This is a genomic window from Leisingera thetidis, assembly GCF_025857195.1.
GTDB classification, from domain to species: domain Bacteria; phylum Pseudomonadota; class Alphaproteobacteria; order Rhodobacterales; family Rhodobacteraceae; genus Leisingera; species Leisingera thetidis.
On sequence record NZ_CP109787.1, the window covers coordinates 1,191,244 to 1,212,751 of the forward strand.

Below are 21,508 nucleotides of genomic sequence, written 5' to 3' on the forward strand. Positions count from 1 at the left end.
TTTCCGGCATGATTGCGCTCTCAAGCGGCCTGTTTTTCCATTCGTGATCCGTCGTTTGCCCATTGCCCCGGCCGGCGGCGGGCTGCCGGGTGCGGCGCAAACAGGTACAGATTCTGCAAAATTTCGCATCCGCAGCATTATTTTGTAACTATTTTTCTGCAGCGCAGCATAAAAAGGGTGCGGGCGCTGCGTCATTTTGGCGCAATTCCCCTGAATTTGCCCGGATTGCGCCGGAAGCGGGCGCAGTCAGACCGGTTTGCGCAGCTGCAGGCCGCGCGCGCCGCTCAGCTTTGACAGCCCAAGCTGGCTCATATTGGCCTGCATGTCCCTGGCCAGGATGTCGATCAGATGGGCCGGGCCGCCCGCGCCAAGCGCGGCCAGCGCATAGTGGAAGGCGCGGCCCAGCATGACGAAGTCCGCGCCCAGGGCCAGCGCCCGCAGAATGTCCAGCCCGCCTTCGATGCCGCTGTCGAAGATCAGCGGAATGGCCACCGCGGCGCGGATCTGCGGCAGCAGGTCGATGGCGGCCGGGCAGCCGTCGAACTGCCGCCCGCCATGGTTGGACACCCAGACCGCATCGGCGCCGGCCTCCTCCAGCCGCTTGGCATCCGCGGCGCGCAGCACCCCCTTGATGATGAAAGGGCCATCCCAGTTGCGCCGCAGCCAATGCACATACTCCCAATCGGGCGAGGTGCGCAGCAGGTAGCCGATGTGGGCCGTCGGCGGCAGGCCGGCCTGCGGCGCGGCGATGTATTTGTCCAGCGTGCGCATCCGCGGCAGCCCCCGGCGCGCCATGCCAAGCGCCCAGGCCGGGCGCCGCGCGATCTGCGCCAGCAGCCGCGCGCTCAGCCGCGGCGGCTGGGTCAGGCCGGAGCGGGTCTGCCGCTCGCGGCGCGAGGCGGCGGGCACATCCACCGTCAGCACCAGCGTGCGGACCCCGGCATGCCGCGCCCGCGCCAGCAGATCGGCGCGGATGGCCTCGTCCTTGGGCGGATACAGCTGGAACCAGGCGTGGTTTCCCAGGTGCGGCGCCAGGTCCTCGGGCGACTGGCTGGCCACGGTGGACAGGCAAAAGGGGATCCCCGCGGCAGCGGCGCTGCGGGCCAGGATGCCTTCGGCATCCGGCCAGATCAGGCCGGACATGCCCACCGGAGCCGCCCCGAAAGGCAGCGGGTAGCCCGTGCCCAGGAACGGCGCCGAGAGGTCCGGCTCCATCGGCCCGTGCAGGACGGAGGGCAGGAATCCGGTCCGGTCGAGGCCCGCGCGGTTGCGCGCGCGGGCGGCCTCTGCACCGGTGCCGCTGTCCAGATAGTCCCAGACAAACCGCGGCAGCCGCCGTTCGGCGCGGCGTTTCAGGTCTTCGAGGCCGGGATAACGCTGATGCAGGTCCATGCGGGCATTGGTACGCGCCGCCGCGGATTCCGCAAGGAAAAGGGCCGCAGCCCGCAGTTGCCGGCGCCGCCGGGGGGGGGGCAGCTGCCGGCATCGCCGGGGCAAAGCCTTATGCAGCCGCGCCGCTGTCCCCGTCCTGCGCGCCGCCGGGGTCCGGCCGCGCAGATGGATTGCGGGGGGCAGGGGCCGCAGCTGCGGCAACGCAGATCTGGTTGCGGCCTTTGGCCTTGGCGTCATACAGGGCCTCGTCGGAGGCGCGCAGCAGGTCCTGGGGCATGGTGCCATGCGCCGGATAATGCGCAATGCCCAGCGAAATGGTGATCCGCGGCAGCGCCTTTTCGCCATAGCGCACCACCACGTCCTCGACGCCCTGGCGCAGCAGTTCGGCCCTGGTCATCACATCCTCCTGGCTGAGGCCGGGCAGGATCAGCGTGAACTCCTCGCCGCCGGGGCGGCAGGCCGCCTCGTCGCCGTCGCAGGCCTGCTCCAGCACCGACCCCACCGCGCGCAGCACCATGTCGCCGGCATCATGGCCATGGGTGTCGTTGAATTTCTTGAAGTGGTCCACGTCGATCGACACAATGCTCAGCCGCTGGCCGCTGGCCTGGCTGGCATTGATGCTCTTGCGCAGGGTTTCCGTCATGTGGCGGCGGTTGAACAGCCCGGTCAGCGGATCGCGCACCGACTGGTCGTGCAGCTGATCGCGCATCCGCACATTGGCAATCGCCATCGAGATCTGCTCGGCGCAGGTCTGCGCCAGCCTCTTGCTGGCGGCAAATTCCTGGGTGGTGCCGGTGGTCGCGCGCAGATGCATCAGGCCGACGGTCTCGCCATGGGCCAGGATCGGAAAGCAGTAATAGCTCCGGCCGTCATGCGGCTCCGCGTGCGCGCAGACAAAATCGATCCCCGAGGTGCCGAATTCATAGGTCCGGCCCCGGCGCAGCCCCCAGCATTCCCCGGGGTGGATGTGATCCTTGTGGCTGCCGCCGTTCCAGCTGGCGCAGCCGTCCAGCACATCGCGCGAGTTGGAGTAGACATAGACGCTGCCTTCCGCCGCCGGCAGGATATGGGTCATGAAGTGGGCAACCATCTCGAACAGCTCATCCAGCGAGCGGCTCGACTGCAGCCATTCGTTCAGCTCCCCCAGCAGCTGGACCTCGCGCGCCAGCCGCAGCTGCTCGTCCAGAATGCTGCGCTCGGTTTCATTGCGCTGGCGCATCTGGTCCATGCTGAACCTGTTGGTTCTGAAAACCACATAGACCGCAATGGTCATGGCAAGCAGCGCAATCGATGTCAGCACCGCCAGCGACAGCCGGGCGCGGCGGATGAAGGTGTCCCGCAGCCCGGTGATGTCGGTGTGAAAATCGATGGCGCCGTCGAAATGGCCATTGTGCATCAACGGCACATAGACCTCGGCTATGTCGCGCAGAATACTGGAATCATAACCGCTGGCATGAAGCGGGAACCCGTCCACCTCGAAGGCGGCGCGCGCCTGATGGTGATAATAGGTTTCGCCCCGGGCCACGATGCTGCTGAAAAAGGCGTTGACCTCGTATTCTCCGATTTCCTCCGGCCGGGTGGACCAGAAGATCTGCCCGTCGGAGGTGAGCAGGCGGAACAGGAAGACATCCGTTTCCGCCGGCAGCAAAGACAGCGCGCGGGCATCCCCGGGCTGAATGCGCCCGCCTTCGAAGGTGGCCTCCGGATCGGCCATATGCAGGATGACCCGCCGCTGCCACAGTTCGGCCTGCTTGCGCATGTCGGCTTCCAGCATCCGGTCGACAATCGGTTCGGGAACAGCCAGAACAGCCCAGCCAGACACCGCCGCGGCAGCAATCAGGACAAGGATCAGGGACAGGCCGCGGACGTTGTCGGCGAGGCTGGATTTCAAATTCCTTGTCATGCATCGGCGCCTGAAATAGTCCGGGTTTCCGCAGGGGCGGCCCCGCGAGCGTAAGCCGGGAGTGATTGAGGACGCGTTAATCTGCAGGCAGCCCCCGCTCAGGCCTTGGAATGGGGGCGGGCGGATGCCGCGGTTTTCCTTGGAACAGACTGTGAACGTCCTCTTCCCGCCGGGCTTGAATCACGTTAGGATCACGGCCATGAGCAGTTTTGACGAAATGGACGCCTTTGAGGGCGCATCATTGTCGGCCCGCGCCATGCAGGCGCGGCCGATGCCTTATCTGGACAGCCTCAACCCGGCGCAGCGCGAGGCGGTGGAATGCCTGGACGGCCCGGTGCTGATGCTGGCGGGGGCGGGCACCGGCAAGACCAAGGCGCTGACCACGCGCATCGTGCATCTTCTCAGCACCGGCCGCGCCCGCCCGAACGAGATCCTGTCGGTGACTTTCACCAACAAGGCCGCCCGCGAGATGAAGGAGCGCGTGGCAGGCATGCTCGGGCAGGCGGTCGAGGGCATGCCCTGGCTTGGCACCTTCCACTCGATCTGCGTCAAGCTTTTGCGCCGCCACGCCGAACTGGCGGGGCTGAAATCGAATTTCACCATCCTCGACACCGACGACCAGATCCGCCTGCTCAAGCAGCTGATCCAGGCCGCGGGCATCGACGACAAGCGCTGGCCCGCCCGGATGCTGGCAAACATCATCGACGACTGGAAGAACCGCGCCCTGACCCCGGACAGGGTGCCCGCTGCCGATGCCGGCGCCTACAACAGCCGCGGCGCCGAATTCTATGCTTTGTACCAGACCCGCCTGCGCGAGCTGAACGCGGTGGATTTCGGCGACCTGCTCTTGCACATGGTGACGATCTTTCAGACCCATGCGGATGTGCTGGAGCAGTACCAGCGCTGGTTCCGCTACATCATGGTGGACGAATACCAGGATACCAACGTCGCCCAGTACCTCTGGCTGCGGCTGCTGGCCGGCGCGCACAAGAACGTCTGCTGCGTCGGCGACGACGACCAGTCGATCTACGGCTGGCGCGGCGCCGAGGTCGGCAACATCCTGCGGTTCGAAAAGGATTTCCCGGGCGCCATGGTGGTCCGGCTGGAGCAGAACTACCGCTCCACCGGCCATATCCTCGCCGCCGCCGCGGGGGTGATCCGCGGCAACGAGGGCCGCTTGGGCAAGGAACTGTGGACCGATGCCGGCGACGGCGAAAAGGTGCGCCTGATCGGCCATTGGGACGGCGAGGAAGAGGCCCGCTGGATCGGCGAAGAGATTGAAACGATGCAGCGCGGCACCCGCGGCCAGCGCCCCATCGGCCTCAACAGCATGGCGATCCTGGTCCGCGCCTCGCACCAGATGCGCGCGTTCGAGGACCGCTTCCTCACCATCGGTCTGCCCTACCGGGTGATCGGCGGCCCGCGCTTCTATGAGCGGATGGAGATCCGCGATGCGATGGCCTATTTCCGCGTCGTGGTCTCGCCCGACGACGATCTGGCGTTCGAGCGCATCGTCAACACGCCGAAACGCGGCCTTGGCGACAAGGCGCAGCAGACCATTCAGGGGCTGGCCCGCGAAAACGGCGTTTCGCTGGTGGAGGGCGCGCGGCTGGCGGTCGACAGCGGCCAGATCAAGGGCAAGGGCGGCGGCGCCCTGCGCCAGCTGGTCGAAGGTATCGCCCGCTGGGGCCGCATGGCCGGCGACGCGGACATCACCCATATGGAACTGGCCGAAATCATCCTCGACGAGTCGGGCTACACAACCATGTGGCAGAACGACAAGAACCCGGATTCGCCGGGCCGTCTGGAAAACCTCAAGGAACTGGTGAAGGCGCTCGAATCCTTCGAGAACCTGCAGGGCTTCCTCGAACATGTCAGCCTGGTCATGGACAACGACAAGCAGGACGCGGACGAAAAGGTCTCGATCATGACCCTGCACGCGGCCAAGGGCCTGGAATTCCCGGCCGTGTTCCTGCCGGGCTGGGAGGATGGTCTGTTCCCTTCGCAGCGCTCGATGGACGAAACCGGCCTCAAGGGGCTGGAGGAGGAACGCCGCCTTGCCTATGTGGGAATCACCCGGGCCGAGGAAATCTGCACCATCTCCTTTGCCGGCAACCGCCGGGTGTTCGGCCAGTGGCAGTCGCAGCTGCCCTCGCGCTTCATCGACGAGCTGCCCGAGGACCATGTCGAGGTGCTGACCCCGCCGGGCCTTTACGGCGGCGGCTACGGCGCCGCGGCACCGGGCGGATCCATGGGCGGTTCCACTATGGGCGGCGCGCAGGTGCGCTCCACCATTGACGAGCGCGTGGCGCAGGCCGATGGCTACAACTCGCCGGGCTGGAAGCGGATGCAGGCCCGGGCCGGCCAGCGCGGGCTGTCGCAGCCGAAGGAAAGCAAGCATCAGGTGATCGACCTCACCGCCACCTCCAGCTTCACCCTGGGCGAGCGGGTGTTCCACCAGAAGTTCGGCTACGGCGCCATCACCGGCATCGAGGGCGACAAGCTGGAAGTGGAATTTGAAAAGGCCGGCAGCAAGAAGGTCGTGGCCCGCTTTGTAACGGCCACGGATGACGTTCCGTTCTGAGGGCCCCGTTTGATTGAGCCGGCCTGACCGGCTGCCCGCCGCGCCTGCGCCACGGTCTTGCCCAAAGCTTCCGTGCAGCGCCGCGGTCGGCCGGCGGCGTCAGCCTGCGCGCCGTGCGGGCGGTAAACCCGATTCAGGGAAGACAGAATGCAAAAACGGCGGCGCCCAGGGAGGAGGGGCGCCGCCGTTCTGTCACACACCGGAAACCAGGGAGGAGGAGGCCCGGTGTATCTGTGCCCGGTTTCTGACCGGTATAGGGTGCGGCGGCATCAGGGAGGAGGAGGATGCCGCCGCGTAGGACAGGCCCTTCAAGGGAGGAGGAGAAAGGACCTGATCTCTATCAGTTGTGTTCGTAGGCCGCCTGATAGGCGACGCGTTTGATTTCGGACCGGTTCAGGCCCAGATCGGCCAGATCGCGGGCCGTCAGTTCCGACAGCTCGTTGACGGTCCGGCGGTACAGCCGGTAGCGGACAAACTTCACCATCAGCGAGTCCAGGAAACCCACCGGGGATGCAATGCTCACCGCGGAGATCTGTTGTGCTGCTGCCATGGATCCGTTCCTTCGTCTTGCCGTGTGCGCCGGTTGCGCCGTGATCGTCCAGCGCCTCAGTGGCGCCGCTTGAGACACAATTTAAGGATATGCTGCAGATGCACAATCCCGTGCTTCGTCAATCCGGATATGCAGCGAGCGCATGGGTGGCGGGTCCCTATGCTCTGGAAACTGCTGAAGATTTTTGCCGCACCCGCCGCGGCTGCCGGTTTTCGCAGCAAACTGCCGCAAATGGCGGCAGGGCTGCCGCGCCGCGCTTGCCTTTCCCTCCGGGCCCTGCTGCCGGTCCCGTCTCCGGCACGGGTTTCCGGCCGCGCCGCGGCGGCCTATACAGGGGCGGACAGCAGCAGGAGAACAGCCATGCCGGTATCCCAGGAACAGATTCGCGCCGCCCTTGAGCGGCTGGCCCTGCCGGATGGCGGCACGCTGGTGTCGCGCGACTTGCTGCGGGCACTGCGCGTCGAGGGCGGCAAGGTGAGCTTCGTGATCGAAGCGCCCAGCCCCGAGATCGCCAAGCTGATGGAGCCGCTGCGCAAGGCGGCGGAGGCGGCGGTGCTGGCGCTGGAAGGGGTGGAGACGGTCTCTGCCGCGCTCACCGCCCATGCGCCGCAGCAGCCCGCTCCCAGCCTCAAGATCGGCGGCCATCCGAAACCGCAGGCGGAACCGCTGAAGCCGGCGGGCGTCCAGCGCATCCTGGCCGTCGGCTCGGGCAAGGGCGGGGTGGGGAAATCCACCGTCGCCTCCAACCTTGCGGTGGCGCTGGCCAGGCAGGGGCGCAAGGTCGGGCTTCTGGACGCGGATATCTACGGCCCCTCGCAGCCCCGCATGATGGGCGCCTCCGGCCGCCCCGCCAGCCCGGACGGCAAGATCATCGAGCCATTGCACGCCCACGGCGTCACCCTGATGTCGATCGGCTTCATGCTGGAGGAGGGCAAGGCGGTGGTCTGGCGCGGCCCGATGCTGATGGGGGCGCTGCAGCAGATGCTGGGGCAGGTGAACTGGGGCGAGCTGGACGTGCTGATCGTCGACCTGCCGCCCGGCACCGGCGATGTGCAGCTGACGCTGTGCACCAAGGCCGAGGTGTCGGGGGCCATCGTGGTCTCCACCCCGCAGGACGTGGCGCTGCTGGACGCGCGCAAGGCGATGGACATGTTCCGCACGCTGAAGACCCCGGTGCTGGGGCTGATCGAGAACATGTCCTTCTTCACCTGTCCCGACTGCGGCGGCGAGCATCACATCTTCGGCCACGGCGGCGTCGCGGCCGAGGCCGAGGCGCTGGGGCTGCCGCTGCTGGGGGCGCTGCCGATTGATCTGGAGACCCGGCTGGCCGGCGACAGCGGCACCCCGGTGGCGGCGGGCGAGGGGCCGATGGCCCAAGCCTATGCGCGGATTGCCGAGGGGCTGGTCAAGGGCGGCATGGCCTGAGGCCGGCCGCTCTCATTGCAATTGCGCTCTTTAGGGCCCGCCTTTCCGGCGGGCCTTTTTGCTGTTTGCCCCTTCGGATGGGCGCAGATGGGATTGCCCGCCCGCTTCGGGGTCCCGCGGGGTGGGCGGCCCCGCGCGGGACCGCATGGGACAGCTGGGAAATCATGGGCCGGCTGGGAAATCATGGGCGTCATGGGAATTCATGGCCCGGATTTCCGCCGCACCCCCTTGCCGGTGCGAATCATTCCGTGCTGAAACGCTGCAATTGGCAATTTCCGGCGCTGCCGCCAGCGCCGGCTTGCGAACGTAGGGGGAACACTGGCGGAGTTCGTGAGTCGCTGGACGGAATCGCGGGAAACTATGGGAAAAAAATTGCCGCTGCAACTCGCCTCTACATCTAGTGTTTGCGGTTGCTTAACTCACAACAGCTTCGCATTTTTGGCTTGAACAGACCACGAATCTCTTGCGAATCTCTGCCTGGATTGCCAGCCCTTCAGCGGTTTTTGGCAGAAAACAGTTGCAGGGCCATCAATTCCCATAGTATCCCTAATACATCGAATGAGACGAGGGACGGGGCGCCAAACGACCCCAAGCCAAAACAAAACAAGCAGGTTTCATACAGGCCTTCGCTTTCATCGACCAAAGAGATCCGGCGCGCGGGCGAGCAGACATCCCCCCAGGTGGCGCGCGCAGTCGGACATCCCGCATAGCGGGCCAAGGCGGCGGGTTGATCAGTGGCAGCAGATCAACCCGCCCCTTTTCATTCCGGGGGACGGATTTACGCGAGGGACGCGCGGAAAAGGACGGGAAATTGGGCCGCAGGTTCAGAGGCGAAAGCCACCACAAGGTGGACAGCAAGGGGCGGGTGTCAATCCCGGCCTCTTTTCGCCGTGTGCTGGAGGCCGCCGACCCCAACTGGCAGCCCGGCCAGAACCCGGAACTGGTGATTGTCTACGGCGATGACCGCCGGAACTTCCTGGAATGCTATACTATCGAGGCGATCGAAGAAGTGGACGCCAAGATCGACCAGCTGCCGCGCGGCTCGATGCAGCGCAAGATGCTGCAGCGGATGTTCCACGGCCAGTCCTTCCCGACCAACGTGGATGAGACCGGCCGCCTGGTGCTGCCCGCCAAGCTGCGCGGCAAGATCGACCTGGAGGCCGAGGCTTTCTTCATCGCCGCGGGCGACACCTTCCAGATCTGGAAGCCGGAGACCTATGAGGCCGAGGAACTGGCCCAGGCCGAGAAATGGATGGAAGAGCTGCCCGAAGACTTCGATCCGATGGAATTCCTAGATGGCGCCGGGAGCGCTTGAGACATGACCCAGGACCAGAAAGCTGCCAATGGTCCCCACATTCCCGTCCTTCTGCGCCCGCTCCTGCAGGCGGTGGCGCCGGTCGCGGGACGCTGGCTGGACGGCACCTTCGGGGCCGGCGGCTACACCCGCGGCCTGCTGGAGGCCGGGGCGGAGCAGGTCATCGGCGTCGACCGCGACCCGCTTGCGTTTGAACTCGCGAAACCCTGGGCAGGGGAGTACGGCGAGCGCCTGATCCTGCAGCCCGGCGTGTTCTCCCGCATGGATGAATATGCGCAAGGCCTCGATGGCGTGGTGCTGGACCTCGGCGTCTCCTCGATGCAGCTGGACCTGGCCGAGCGCGGCTTTTCCTTCATGAAGGACGGTCCGCTGGACATGCGGATGTCGCAGTCCGGCCCCTCCGCCGCCGATCTGATCGCCGGGCTGGAGGAGGCGCAGATCGCCGACATCCTGTTCCACTACGGCGAAGAACGCGCCAGCCGCCGCATCGCCAAGGCAATCGTCCGCGAACGCGCAATCGAACCCATCACCACCACCCTGCGCCTCGCCAAGATTATCGAATCCTGCCTGCCGCGCCCCAAGCCGAACCAGTCGCACCCGGCGACCCGCAGCTTCCAGGGGCTGCGCATCGCGGTGAATGCCGAATATGACGAGCTGTTCGAGGGCCTCTTGGCCGCTGAAAGGGCGCTGAAGCCCGGCGGGCTGCTGGCCGTCGTGACCTTCCACTCGGTTGAGGACCGCATGGTCAAACGCTTCTTCCAGCACCGTGCGGGCAAGACCGGCCGGGCCAACCGCTACGCGCCGGAGCAGGAAGAAACCCCTTCCCAGTTCACGCTGGTCACCCGCAAGGCGGTGGGGCCGGACGACCGGGAACTGGCCGACAACCCCCGTTCCCGTTCCGCCCGCCTGCGGGTCGGCCGCCGCACGGAGGCGGCGCCGGGGCCGATCTCGGCCAAGGAGCTTGGAATGCCGCAGCTGAAAGAGGCGCGCAAATGAAGACTTTGCTGTATGCCGCAACCTGCCTGGCCGTCTTCGGCCTCGCCTTCTGGGCCTACCGCGAAAACTATGCCACCCAGCAGGTGCTGAAAGACACCCGTGCCCTGCAGCAGCAGATCGGCGCCGCCCAGGTGCGGCTCAGCGTGCTGCGCGCCGAATGGGCCTATCTCAACCGGCCGCAGCGGCTGCGCGACCTGGCGGACATCAACTTCGACAGCCTCGGTCTGTTGCCGCTGCGCCCCGACCAGTTCGGCCGGGTGGACGAGGTCTCCTACCCGGTGCCGGACGAGCTGGACATCACCAACGAGGTCGAGGTCTCCGGCCTGAACGCGGAGAGACAGCCATGATCCGCACCCCGCTCCGCCCGCTGGCGCGGGTTCTGCACGCCCGCGCAACCGGCGAAAACCCGGATGTGATCGAAGCGGAAAACATCAGCCTGCGCCATCAGGAGATGCAGGTGCAGGCCCGCCAGCGCGCCGAAGGGCGGCTGCTGGTGCTGGGGCTGTTCTTTGTCTGCGCCTTCGGGGCGATCATCGCCCGCATGGGCATGACCGCGGTGTCGGAACCGGCGGAACCGGTCGCCAGCGTCCCCGGCAGCGTGATTGCCGCGCAGCGCGCCGATATTGTCGACCGCAATGGCAGCCTGCTGGCCACCAACTTCGAGACCCACTCGCTCTATGCCCAGCCGCCGCAGATGATCGACCCCGCGGGCGCTGCGGAAAAGCTGGTGCAGATCTTTCCTGACCTCGACCGCGACCGCCTGATCCGCGACTTCACGGGCAAGCGCAAGTTCCTGTGGGTCAAGAAGAAAATCAGCCCCGAACAGCTTCAGGCCGTGCATGACATCGGCGATCCCGGCCTCCTGTTCGGCCCGCGCGAGATGCGGCTTTACCCCAATGGCAGCCTGGCCGCGCATGTGCTGGGCGGCGCCGGGTTCGGCAAGGAGGGCGTCAACGCCGCCGAGGTGATCGGCGTCGCCGGGGTCGAGCGCCAGTACGACACCTACCTGCGCGATCCGGCCAATGCGGGCAAGCCGCTGCAGCTGTCGCTGGACCTGACGGTGCAGGCGGCGGCGGAGCAGGTGCTGTACGGCGGCATGAAGCTGATGAACGCCAAGGGCGCGACCTCGATCCTGATGGATGTCCACACCGGCGAGGTGATCTCGGTGGTGTCGTTCCCGGATTTCGATCCCAACGACCGGCCGCGCCCGCCGGCCTCGGGCAATGACCCCTCGGTCAGCCCGCTGTTCAACCGCGCGGTGCAGGGGGTGTACGAGCTTGGCTCCACCTTCAAGATCTTCACCGCCGCGCAGGCGATGGATCTGGGGCTGGTCGGCGCCGACACCGTGATCGACACCCGCGGGCCGCTGCGCTGGGGCCGCTTTGCGATCCGCGATTTCCGCAACTACGGCAACGAGATGTCGGTGACCAAGATCATCGTCAAATCCTCCAACATCGGCACCGCCCGGCTGGCGCAGCAGATCGGGGTGGAGCGGCAGAAGAGCTTCCTCGACTCGCTGGGCATGCTGGCGCCGGTGCCGTTCGAAATCTCCGAGGCGGCGGGCGGCAAGCCGCTGCTGCCGGCCAATTGGTCGGAGCTGTCGGCGATGACCATTTCCTACGGCCACGGCATCTCGACCACGCCGATGCACCTGGCGGCGGGCTATGCGGCGATTGCCAATGGCGGCCGCTACGTGGCGCCGACGATTCTGAAGCAGGCCGGGCCGCAGCCGGGCGAACGGGTGATGAGCGAGGCCACCGCCGCCGCCGCGCGCAGAATGCTGCGCAAGGTGGTGAGCGAAGGCACGGCCTCTTTTGCCGAGGTCGAGGGCTACCAGGTGGGCGGCAAGACCGGCACCGCGGATAAGCCCAAGCCCCAGGGCGGCTATTACGAGGACAAGGTGATCGCCACTTTTGCCTCTATTTTTCCGGCACATGACCCCGAATACGTGCTGATCGTGACACTGGACGAACCGTCCATCATTGCCCATGGCGAAGAGCGCCGCACCGCCGGCTGGACCGCCACCCCGGTGGCGGCTGAGATGATCGGGCGCGTGGCGCCGCTGCTGGGGCTGCGTCCGCAAGTTGAACCCGCAGAGGTGACTGGTATAACCCTCACCTCAAACTGAAACAGGGCAGAGGGCCGCCATGAGCAGCAGACCAGACCAGCCGCTGAGCCAATTGGGGCTGACCGCCCGCGGCGGCGCCGACCCGCAGATCCGCGGCCTGGCGGTGAACAGCCGCGAGGTGCGCGAGGGCTATCTCTTTGCGGCCCTGCCGGGCAGCCAGATGCATGGCGCCAAATTCATTCCTGCCGCGCTGGAACAGGGCGCCTCGGCGATCCTGACCGATGCCGCAGGCGCAGGCATCGCCGCCAAGGTGCTGGACGAAAGCCACGCCGCTTTGGTCGTCGTCGAGGACCCGCGCCAGACGCTGGCCTATGCCGCCGCGCTGTGGTTCGGCGGCCAGCCGCAGACCGTGGTGGCGGTGACCGGCACCAACGGCAAGACCTCGGTCGCCAGCTTCGTGCGCCAGATCTGGATGGAGCTGGGCCATGAGGCGGTGAACATGGGCACCACCGGCATCGAAGGCGCCTGGAGCTATCCGCTGGCCCATACCACGCCGGAACCCGTCACCCTGCACCGCGCGCTGGCAGAGGCCGCGGCGGCGGGTGTCACCCATGCGGCGATGGAGGCCTCCTCGCACGGGCTCGACCAGCGGCGCCTGGACGGGGTGCAGCTGGCCGCCGCCGGGTTCACCAATTTCACCCAGGACCATCTGGATTACCACGAGACATTCGACGCCTATTTCTCTGCCAAGGCAGGCCTGTTCCGCCGGGTGCTGCCGGAAGAGGGCGTCGCCGTCATCAACATGAACGATCCGCGCGGCGCCGAGATGCGCGCGGTGGCCGCCGCCCGCGGCCAGGAGGTGATCAGCGTCGGCCGCGGCTTGGGCGATCTGAACTTGATGGGGCTGCGCTATGACGGCACCGGGCAGGACATGCGGTTTTCCTGGCATGACCAGCCCTATCAGGTGCGCCTCAACCTGATCGGCGGCTTTCAGGCGGAAAACGTGCTGCTGGCCTGCGGGTTGGCGATTGCCGGCGGCGAGGACCCGGAGCGGGTGTTCGAAACCCTGCCGCATCTGACCACCGTGCGCGGCCGGATGCAGCTGGCGGCGTCGCGCGGCAACGGTTCCGCCGTATTTGTCGATTACGCCCACACCCCGGATGCCGTTGCCAGCGCCATCAAGGCGCTGCGCCCGCATGTGCTGGGCCGCCTGATTGCCATCGTCGGCGCCGGCGGCGACCGCGACACCAGCAAGCGGCCGCTGATGGGGCAGGCGGCGCATCAGAACGCCGATGTGGTGATCGTCACCGACGACAACCCGCGCAGCGAGGACCCGGCGGCGATCCGCGCCGCAGTGAAGGGCGGCGCGCCCGATTGCATCGAGATCGGCGACCGCGCCGAGGCGATCCTGCGCGGCGCCGACATGCTGCAGGCAGGCGATGCGCTGATCATCTGCGGCAAGGGGCATGAGACCGGCCAGACCGTGGGCGACCAGGTGCTGCCGTTTGATGATGCCGAGCAGGCCAGCATTGCCGTGGCCGCACTGGACGGGAGGCTGGCATGACGCTGTGGACCGCGGCAGAGGCCGCCGCCGCCACCGGCGGGCGGGCGCAGGGCAGCTGGGCCGTCTCCGGCCTGTCGATCGACACCCGCACCCTTGCGCCGGGCGACATGTTCGTGGCGCTGAAGGCGGCGCGGGACGGCCATGACTTCGTGGCGCAGGCGCTGGAGAAGGGCGCCGGTGCGGCGCTGGTTTCGCGCATTCCAGACGGGGTTCCGGCGGATGCGCCGCTGCTGGTGGTCGATGACGTGCAGGCGGGGCTGGAGGCCTTGGGCAGGGCCTCGCGGGCCCGCACGCGGGCCAAAGTGGTTGCCGTCACCGGTTCGGTCGGCAAGACCTCGACCAAGGAGATGCTGGCGCGGATGCTGTCCGATCAGGGCCGCACCCATGCCGCCGTGGCCAGCTACAACAACCACTGGGGGGTGCCGCTGACGCTGGCGCGGATGCCGCGCGATACGGAATTTGCGGTGATCGAGATCGGCATGAACCACCCGGGCGAGATCGCGCCGCTGGCACGGCAGGCGCGCCCGCATGTGGCGATGGTGACCACCGTGGCCGCGGTGCATCTGGAGGCGTTCGAGGACGTCGCCGGCATCGCGGCTGAGAAGGCCGCGGTCATGGAAGGGCTGGAGCCCGGCGGCGTGGCCGTGCTGAACGCCGATATCGCCGAGGCCCAAGTGCTGCGGGACGCGGCGGCTGATCTGGGCGCAGATGCCCGCTGGTTCGGCAGCAGCGCGGAAGACTACAGGCTGCTTTCGGCGGCGATCGAGGGCGAGGAAACCGTGGCCCGCGCCACCGCAAACGGCCGCGCGGTTGAGCTGCACATCCAATCGCTGGGCGCCCATTTCGCGATGAATGCGCTCGGCGCGCTGGCCTGTGTGGAGGCGCTGGGGGCCGACCCGGCGCGCGCCGTCGGAAGCCTGGCGCTGTGGTCGCCGGTCAAGGGCCGCGGCGTGCGCGAGACCATCCGGCTGGACAGCGGAGAGATCACCCTGCTGGACGACAGCTACAACGCCAATCCGACCTCGATGGCGGCGGCGCTGGCGGTGCTGGCGGCGACACCGGGCGCGGGGCGGCGGATCGCCTATGTGGGCGATATGAAGGAGCTTGGCCCGCAGGAGCAGGCGCTGCACGCCGGGCTGGCCGGTCTGGAGGCGGTGCAGGGCATCGACAGGATCCACTGCATCGGCCCGCTGATGCGGGCGCTGCATGGCGCATTGCCGGAGGCGAAACGCGGCGGCTGGTATGAAACCAGCGCCGACGCGGTGCCGCATCTGGCACGCGGTTTGCGGGGCGGCGATATCGTGCTGGCCAAGGGCTCGCTCAGCATGGCGCTGGCCAAGATCGTTGACGGCATCCGAGAAATGGGCCAATCCGGCCCGGCACAAGAAAACGCGTAAAGAACGGGGGAAGAGCCCAGATGCTCTATTGGCTGACCGCTTTGTCGGACGGGGGGGATGTTTTCAACCTCTTCCGCTATATCACCTTCCGTGCAGGCGGCGCCTTCATGACTGCGCTGGTCTTCGGCTTCCTGTTCGGCAAGCCGCTGATCAACGTGCTGCGCAAGCGCCAGGGCAAGGGCCAGCCGATCCGCGACGACGGGCCGGAGGGGCATTTCTCCAAGGCGGGCACCCCGACCATGGGCGGCCTCTTGGTGGTGGGCGCGCTGCTGACCGCGACGCTGTTGTGGGCGCGCTGGGACAATCCCTTTGTCTGGCTGGTGCTGTTTGTGACGCTGGCCTACGGGCTGATCGGGTTTGCCGATGACTATGCCAAGGTGTCCAAGCAGAACACCAAGGGCGTGCCGGGCAAGCTGCGGCTGGCGCTGGGGATCATGATCGCGGTGGCGGCGGCGGTCTGGGCCGCGGCCTATCACCCGGCGCCGCTGCAGAATCAGCTGGCGCTGCCGGTGTTCAAGGACACGCTGATCAATCTCGGCCTGTTCTACGTGCCGTTCTCGATCTGCGTCATCGTCGGCGCCGCCAATGCGGTGAATCTGACCGACGGGCTGGATGGTCTTGCGATCATGCCGGTGATGATTGCGGGCGGCACGCTGGGCGTCATCGCCTATGCGGTGGGGCGGGTCGATTTCACCGAATATCTGGACGTGCATTACGTGCCGGGCACCGGCGAGATCCTGATCTTCACCGCGGCGCTGTTCGGCGCGGGCCTGGGGTTCCTGTGGTACAACGCGCCGCCGGCGGCCGTGTTCATGGGCGACACCGGCTCTCTGGCACTGGGCGGCGCGCTGGGGGCCATCGCGGTCGCCACCAAGCACGAGCTGGTGCTGGCCATTGTCGGCGGGCTGTTTGTGGTGGAGGCGCTGTCGGTGATCATCCAGGTGCTGTATTTCAAGCGCACCGGGCGCCGGGTGTTCCTGATGGCGCCGATCCATCACCACTACGAGAAGAAGGGCTGGGCGGAGCCGCAGATCGTGATCCGCTTCTGGATCATCTCGCTGATCCTGGCGATGATCGGCCTGGCGACGCTGAAGGTGCGGTAAGACACGCCGGCCGGCCGCCGCGCCGTGTCTTCGGCGGGGCGGTTTGAACGCTCTGATCCATGGAACCGCGCGGGGCCGGGGCTTCGGGCGGTTTGTCTTTGAGAAGAAGGCGGCGCCGCCGGAGGGGCGGAGCATCGGATGGCTGTTGTCAGCAGCCATGTCCGTCTGGCGGCCTGTGCGGACCCGCCCTGCACCCGATGAAGAGGTGGTCTGGGGGCGGCCGGTCTCCTGGTCTTCGTTGCAACGGGTGGAGCGTAGACCGGCGGGGTGAAGATCCCGTGAGGGCAGCGTGCGGCGGCTGCGCAACGGGCGCTGCCCGGCCTTTCGGCCGGGCGACGGCTTGCAAATCCCTTGGGCTGCGGTACAGGGTGCGTGGCAGAATATGAACGTGCAGAGGACAGGCGATGATCCCGGTCAAAGGTTATGAAGGCGCCCGGGTGGCGGTGCTGGGGCTGGGGCGTTCGGGGCTGGCGACGGCCCGGGCCCTGCGGGCGGGCGATGCGGAGCCTGTCTGCTGGGACGACAACCCCGCCGCGCGCGCGGCCGCCGAAGCCGAGGGGTTCGCCTGCCGCGACCTGCACAAGGCCGGCGCCTTTGACGGCGTGGCGGCGCTGATCACCTCGCCCGGTATTGCGCATCTCTACCCCAGGCCGAACCCGGTGATCCGCGCGGCGATGGCGGCCGGGGTGCCGGTGGACAATGACATCGGGCTGTTCTTCCGCTCCTTTGCCGATGCCGACTGGCAGATGCACGACCAGCCGCCGCGGGTGGTGGCGGTCACCGGCTCCAACGGCAAATCGACCACGGTGGCGCTGCTGCACCACATCCTGCAGCAGGCGGGCCGCGAGAGCCAGCTGGCGGGCAACATCGGCCGCGGCGTGCTGGATATCGACCCGCCGGGCGAGGGCGGCGTGGTGGTGCTGGAGCTGTCGAGCTATCAGACCGAGCTGGCGCGGGCGCTGACGCCGGATGTGGCGGTGTTCACCAACCTCAGCCCCGATCACCTGGACCGGCACGGCGGCATGGGCGGCTATTTTGCGGCCAAGCGGCGGCTGTTTGCCGAGGGCGGGCCGGACCGCGCGGTGATCGGCATCGATGAGGACGAAGGGCTGTTCCTGGCCGGGCAGCTGTCCGAGGGGCTGGGCGATGACCGGGTGATCCGGATTTCCGCAGCGCAGAAGCTGACCGGTCCGGGCTGGCAGGTTTTTGCCCGCAAGGGCTTCCTGAGCGAGTACCGCAAGGGGCGGCAGGCGGCCTCGATCGATCTGCGGGAGATGCAGGGGCTGCCGGGCGCGCATAACCATCAGAACGCCTGCGCGGCCTATGCGGCGGCGCGCACCCTGGGGCTGGCGCCGCGGCTGATCGGCGACGCCATGGCCACCTTCCCGGGCCTGCCGCACCGCAGCCAGACCATCGCTGAGGCAGATGGCGTGCGCTATGTGAATGACAGCAAGGCCACCAACCTGGACAGCGCGATAAAGGCGCTGAGCGCCTTCAAGAACATCCGCTGGATCTGCGGCGGGCTGGAGAAGGACGGCGGTCTGGAGGCGCTGCAGGGGCAGACTGCAAATGTGGTCAAAGCCTATGTGATCGGGCGCGAGGCGGCAGGGTTCGCGCTGCAGCTGGACGTGGAGGCCGAGGTCTGCACCACCATGGCAGCCGCTGTGGAGCGCGCCAAAACCGAGGCGCAGGCGGGCGACACCGTGCTGCTGGCGCCGGCTGCGGCCAGCTTTGACCAGTATGACAATTTCGAACAGCGCGGCGAGGATTTCACCGCCGAGGTCCGGAAGCGGCTGGAGAGCTAGCCGCGGACCCTGCGCGCCCGCGTCAAAGACCGATGTCGCGCAGCAGGTGCTCGGGCAGGTGGCTCAGCCGCCTGCGGGCCAGCTGCTGCCCGGCGGCCTGGCCGGGCAGGGCGCTGCCGTGCCGGTGAGAAGCAAAAAACCGGTTGATAGCGTGCCAGAGTGTCATCTGCGAGAGCATTGCGGCCATGGGGGCGATCCTTGTTCTATGCGAACATGATGTGGCCGCTTCCGGTGCGGATGACCAATTGAATCTCAGCGGCCTTGGTATAAGCTGTGTTGATGGATCGCTCTGCAAACCCCCTGCCGCCACTGCCGGCTGTGCGCGTCTTTGAGGCGGCGGCGCGGCTGGGCAGCTTCAGCCGCGCGGCGGAGGAGCTGGCGATGACGCAGGCGGCGGTCAGCTATCAGATCAAGCTGCTGGAGGACCGGGCGGGCCAGCCCCTGTTCCGCAGGCTGCCGCGCGGCGTGGCAACGACGGCGGCGGGCAAGGCGCTGCAGCGGCATGCGGGCGAGGCGCTGGATCTGCTGCGGCAGGGCTGGGCGGAGCTGCGCGGCGGCGGCGGCGAGGAGCTGGTGATCAGCACCATCACCAGCTTTGCCGCCTTCATTCTGGGTCCCCGGCTGGGGCTGTTCCAGGTGGCGCATCCCGGCATCACCACCCGGGTCGATGTCAATCCGCGGGTTGCGGATCTGCTGGCGGGCGAGGCCAGCGTGGCCATCCGCGTGGGCCGCGGCAGCTGGCCGGGGCTGGCGGCCGACCTGCTGATCCGCGCCAGCTACACGCCGCTGCTGACACCGGCCCTGATGGAAAAATACGGGCCGATCGAGGAACCGGCCGACCTGCTGCGGGTGCCGCTGGTGGATGCCGGCGACCCGGCCTGGGCGATGTGGTTCCGCGCTGCCGGCGTTGAACCGCCGAAGCGGGCGGAGCAGCACAGCCTTGGCACCCAAATGCTGGAGGTGCAGGCGGCGCTGGCGGGCCACGGCGCCTGCCTGCTGACTCCGGCCTATGCCCGCGGCCTGATTGCCAGCGGCGCGCTGGTGCAGCCCTTCGACCTGGTGACGGAGGATGATATTTCGGTGTGGCTGGTCTATCCGGAGGCGCGCCGCGACGCGCCGGCGATTGCCGCCTTCCGCAGCTGGCTGCTGGCCGAGGCAGCGGAGCTGGCGGGGTAAGGGCCTTCAGCGGCGGGCGGACGGCTTCAGTTGCTGCGGAAACAGCCCGCCTTTGCCGTCTGGCCGCGTCTGCCTCAGCTAGTTGTTTTCCATCCCCTCAGACAAAATCTTGTAGTATCCTGGCAGGGTATCCTGCAGGCGCTGCCGGCCCTTCGGGGTCAGCGCAACCTCCTTTGAACGCTTGTCGGACGGATTGGCCGAAATGCTGATCAGCGCGTCCTTTTGAAGGGATTGCAGAGTGCGCGTCATGACCGGTTTCGACACATCGATGCGCTGGGCAATCTCATTCGGGGCAAGTGATTTGCGCTCCGGTTCCCGGTCGATCACGATCAGCACCAGGAACCGCAGCTGCGACAGCCCCTGCGCGGCAAAATAGGCCTCAATCCTGCGGATAAGCAGGCTGGCGCTGCGCATCATCCGAAGGGCCGCGATGACATGCGCCGGATCGGCGCCATACGGCGCGGCGTAGGTCTCGACCATCTGCCGGGAGGGAAGGTCTTTGAGGAAGAACATCGCGGTCAGGCCAGCGGTGTCATCTTGTGGATCTCCACCGGTTCCGCCAGCCAGTCCTCGTATTTGGCAAAGACAGGGGCAATGTATGGCGCGGCATAATGCGCCGCCAGCGCTTCGTCGCCGGCCCATTCTTCGTCGAGGTAGAAGCAATCGCCGTCGCGGCCTTGGAGCAGGTTGAATTTCAGGCAGCCCGGCTCGGCGCGTGTCTGGCCGAGAATGGCGAGGATGTTTTGGCGAACGTCCTCCATGTGCTCTGGTTTCGGGGTGATCTTGGCAATCAGCTGAAAAGGGCTGGTCATGGGAAACTCCACTTATGTTATCATGCTAATTGAATAGCCGCTGCGCTTCTGGTTGTAAAGATGCGCTAGGCGTTGGCGGCGATTGCGGTGCCGGCGGCAAAGCCGGAGGACCAGGCCCATTGGAAATTGTAGCCGCCGAGCCAGCCGGTCACATCCACCGCTTCGCCGATCGCATAGAGGCCGGGGGCGGCTTTGGCTTCCATGGTCCTGGAGGAGAGGCCATCGGTGCAGATGCCGCCCAGGGTGACTTCGGCGGTGCGGTAGCCTTCGGTGCCGGCAGGCAGCAGGCGCCAGTTTTCCAGCGCATCGCACAGGCTGCGCAGCGCGGCGTCGGACTGGTCCGCCAGGCGGCCCTTGAGGCCGAGCTGGGGTTTCAGGACCTCCACCAGTTTCGAGGGCAGGTGGCGGGCCAGCTCTGTGGTGAGGTCGCGGCGGCCCTCGGCCTGGCGCTGTTCGCGCAACAGATCGTAAAGGGGGATCTCCGCGATCAGGTTGGCGGTGATCTCCTCGCCCTCGCGCCAGTAGGAGGAGAGCTGCAGCACCGACGGGCCGGACAGGCCGCGGTGGGTGAACAGGAGGGCCTCGTCGAAACTGGTGCGCGCGTTCGAAAGCCGCGCCGGCAGCGAGACCCCGGCCAGCGGCTGGAACCGCCCGTCGGGGAAGGTGAAGGGCACCAGGGCGGGGCGGGTCTCGGTGATTGCCAGCCCGAACTGGCGGGCGAGGTCATAGGCGAGGCCGGTGGCGCCCATCTTGGGGATCGACTTGCCGCCGGTGGCCAGCACCAGGTTGCGGCAGGTGACCGTTTGCGGCGTGCCCTCGCGCAGGAGCTTGACGCGGAAGCCCTCAGCGGTCGGTTCAACGCTTTCCACCGATGTCTGCAGCCAGAGGTCCGCGCCGGCCTGCTGCATTTCCTCTGCCAGCATTGCGATGATCTGTTTCGAGGAGCCGTCGCAGAACAGCTGGCCCAGGGTTTTCTCGTGCCAGGCGATGCCGTGGCGGTCCACCAGCCCGATGAAGTCCCACTGGGTGTAGCGGGCCAGCGCCGATTTGCAGAAATGCGGGTTGGCGGAGAGATAGTTGTCCGCCGCCGCATGCATGTTGGTGAAATTGCAGCGGCCGCCGCCGGAAATGCGGATCTTCTCGCCCGGCGCCTTGGCGTGGTCGATCACCAGGGTGCTGCCGCCGGAATGGCGCGCGCACATCATGCCGGCCGCGCCGGCGCCGAGAATCAGGGTGTTCAGCTGCATGGCGCGCATCGACCACGGAACCGGCGCCGGCGCAAGAGGGCTGCCGGGCGGCGGGTCCTTGCGGGGGCCGCCGCCGCACGGGCGGCATCCTGCCTGTCAAGCCCGGCGGTGGGCGGGGCGGAGGGATTCCGCCGAACTGTGTTCTTTTTCTGGCGCCGCGGCTCACGTTTC

18 protein-coding genes are annotated in these 21,508 nt (G+C 67.3%); 11 read left to right on the forward strand and 7 right to left on the reverse strand.

What is annotated here, in order from left to right:
- Window positions 1–246: 246 nt before the first annotated feature.
- Window positions 247–1,392, reverse strand: coding sequence for an alpha-hydroxy acid oxidase (locus OKQ63_RS05730; RefSeq protein WP_264212995.1), 1,146 nt, complete (start codon window positions 1,390–1,392; stop codon window positions 247–249).
- A 109-nt stretch (window positions 1,393–1,501) separates the two neighbouring features.
- The gene (locus OKQ63_RS05735; RefSeq protein WP_264212996.1) at window positions 1,502–3,295 is read right to left on the reverse strand and encodes a sensor domain-containing diguanylate cyclase; all 1,794 of its coding nucleotides are present in this window, start codon (window positions 3,293–3,295) and stop codon (window positions 1,502–1,504) included.
- A gap of 199 nt (window positions 3,296–3,494) precedes the next feature.
- Here OKQ63_RS05735 and OKQ63_RS05740 point away from each other — a divergent pair, with 199 nt between their 5' ends.
- A complete protein-coding gene (locus OKQ63_RS05740) occupies window positions 3,495–5,879 on the forward strand; it encodes an ATP-dependent helicase (RefSeq protein WP_264212997.1) in 2,385 nt (794 codons plus the stop codon).
- A gap of 340 nt (window positions 5,880–6,219) precedes the next feature.
- On the opposite strand, the gene OKQ63_RS05745 is transcribed toward OKQ63_RS05740, so the two are convergent.
- Window positions 6,220–6,429 (reverse strand): DUF1127 domain-containing protein, encoded by a 210-nt coding sequence (locus tag OKQ63_RS05745; protein WP_264212998.1) that lies wholly within the window; start codon window positions 6,427–6,429, stop codon window positions 6,220–6,222.
- A gap of 360 nt (window positions 6,430–6,789) precedes the next feature.
- Here OKQ63_RS05745 and OKQ63_RS05750 point away from each other — a divergent pair, with 360 nt between their 5' ends.
- The 9 genes from OKQ63_RS05750 (at window position 6,790) to murD (ending at window position 18,102) form a co-directional block, all read left to right on the forward strand.
- Entirely contained in the window at window positions 6,790–7,854 is a 1,065-nt protein-coding gene (locus OKQ63_RS05750; protein ID WP_264212999.1) for an Mrp/NBP35 family ATP-binding protein, read from the forward strand.
- 811 nt (window positions 7,855–8,665) lie between these two features.
- Window positions 8,666–9,169 carry a division/cell wall cluster transcriptional repressor MraZ gene (gene mraZ, locus OKQ63_RS05755; protein WP_264213000.1) on the forward strand — a complete coding sequence of 168 codons (504 nt, stop codon included), beginning with the start codon at window positions 8,666–8,668 and terminating at the stop codon, window positions 9,167–9,169.
- A gap of 3 nt (window positions 9,170–9,172) precedes the next feature.
- On the forward strand, window positions 9,173–10,165 hold the full coding sequence (rsmH, locus tag OKQ63_RS05760; RefSeq protein ID WP_264213001.1) for a 16S rRNA (cytosine(1402)-N(4))-methyltransferase RsmH: 993 nt from the start codon (window positions 9,173–9,175) through the stop codon (window positions 10,163–10,165).
- Window positions 10,162–10,512: a cell division protein FtsL gene (ftsL, locus tag OKQ63_RS05765; protein ID WP_264213002.1), complete on the forward strand. Its 351-nt coding sequence runs from the start codon at window positions 10,162–10,164 to the stop codon at window positions 10,510–10,512. The genes rsmH and ftsL overlap by 4 nt, the downstream gene beginning before the upstream one ends.
- Window positions 10,509–12,293, forward strand: a complete 1,785-nt coding sequence (locus OKQ63_RS05770; RefSeq protein ID WP_264213003.1) for a peptidoglycan D,D-transpeptidase FtsI family protein — start codon at window positions 10,509–10,511, stop codon at window positions 12,291–12,293. Before ftsL ends, OKQ63_RS05770 begins: the two co-directional genes overlap by 4 nt.
- Window positions 12,294–12,312: 19 nt before the next feature.
- A complete protein-coding gene (locus OKQ63_RS05775) occupies window positions 12,313–13,797 on the forward strand; it encodes a UDP-N-acetylmuramoyl-L-alanyl-D-glutamate--2,6-diaminopimelate ligase (protein WP_264213004.1) in 1,485 nt (494 codons plus the stop codon).
- Window positions 13,794–15,194 carry a UDP-N-acetylmuramoyl-tripeptide--D-alanyl-D-alanine ligase gene (locus OKQ63_RS05780; RefSeq protein ID WP_264213005.1) on the forward strand — a complete coding sequence of 467 codons (1,401 nt, stop codon included), beginning with the start codon at window positions 13,794–13,796 and terminating at the stop codon, window positions 15,192–15,194. The genes OKQ63_RS05775 and OKQ63_RS05780 overlap by 4 nt, the downstream gene beginning before the upstream one ends.
- A gap of 20 nt (window positions 15,195–15,214) precedes the next feature.
- On the forward strand, window positions 15,215–16,297 hold the full coding sequence (gene mraY / locus OKQ63_RS05785) for a phospho-N-acetylmuramoyl-pentapeptide-transferase (protein ID WP_264213006.1): 1,083 nt from the start codon (window positions 15,215–15,217) through the stop codon (window positions 16,295–16,297).
- A gap of 404 nt (window positions 16,298–16,701) precedes the next feature.
- A complete protein-coding gene (gene murD, locus OKQ63_RS05790) occupies window positions 16,702–18,102 on the forward strand; it encodes a UDP-N-acetylmuramoyl-L-alanine--D-glutamate ligase (RefSeq protein ID WP_264213007.1) in 1,401 nt (466 codons plus the stop codon).
- Window positions 18,103–18,124: 22 nt separating this feature from the next.
- On the opposite strand, the gene OKQ63_RS05795 is transcribed toward murD, so the two are convergent.
- Entirely contained in the window at window positions 18,125–18,289 is a 165-nt protein-coding gene (locus OKQ63_RS05795) for a hypothetical protein (protein WP_264213008.1), read from the reverse strand.
- A 92-nt stretch (window positions 18,290–18,381) separates the two neighbouring features.
- Here OKQ63_RS05795 and OKQ63_RS05800 point away from each other — a divergent pair, with 92 nt between their 5' ends.
- Complete coding sequence (locus OKQ63_RS05800; RefSeq protein WP_264213009.1) at window positions 18,382–19,278, forward strand: LysR substrate-binding domain-containing protein; 897 nt, start codon at window positions 18,382–18,384, stop codon at window positions 19,276–19,278.
- Between the two features lie 78 nt (window positions 19,279–19,356).
- Here OKQ63_RS05800 and OKQ63_RS05805 read toward each other — a convergent pair whose 3' ends face one another.
- From OKQ63_RS05805 to OKQ63_RS05815, 3 genes are all read right to left on the reverse strand, one after another.
- Window positions 19,357–19,791, reverse strand: a complete 435-nt coding sequence (locus tag OKQ63_RS05805) for a MarR family winged helix-turn-helix transcriptional regulator (protein WP_264213010.1) — start codon at window positions 19,789–19,791, stop codon at window positions 19,357–19,359.
- Between the two features lie 5 nt (window positions 19,792–19,796).
- A complete protein-coding gene (locus tag OKQ63_RS05810) occupies window positions 19,797–20,090 on the reverse strand; it encodes a putative quinol monooxygenase (protein WP_264213011.1) in 294 nt (97 codons plus the stop codon).
- Between the two features lie 65 nt (window positions 20,091–20,155).
- Window positions 20,156–21,337: a BaiN/RdsA family NAD(P)/FAD-dependent oxidoreductase gene (locus OKQ63_RS05815; RefSeq protein ID WP_264213012.1), complete on the reverse strand. Its 1,182-nt coding sequence runs from the start codon at window positions 21,335–21,337 to the stop codon at window positions 20,156–20,158.
- Window positions 21,338–21,508: the final 171 nt, after the last annotated feature.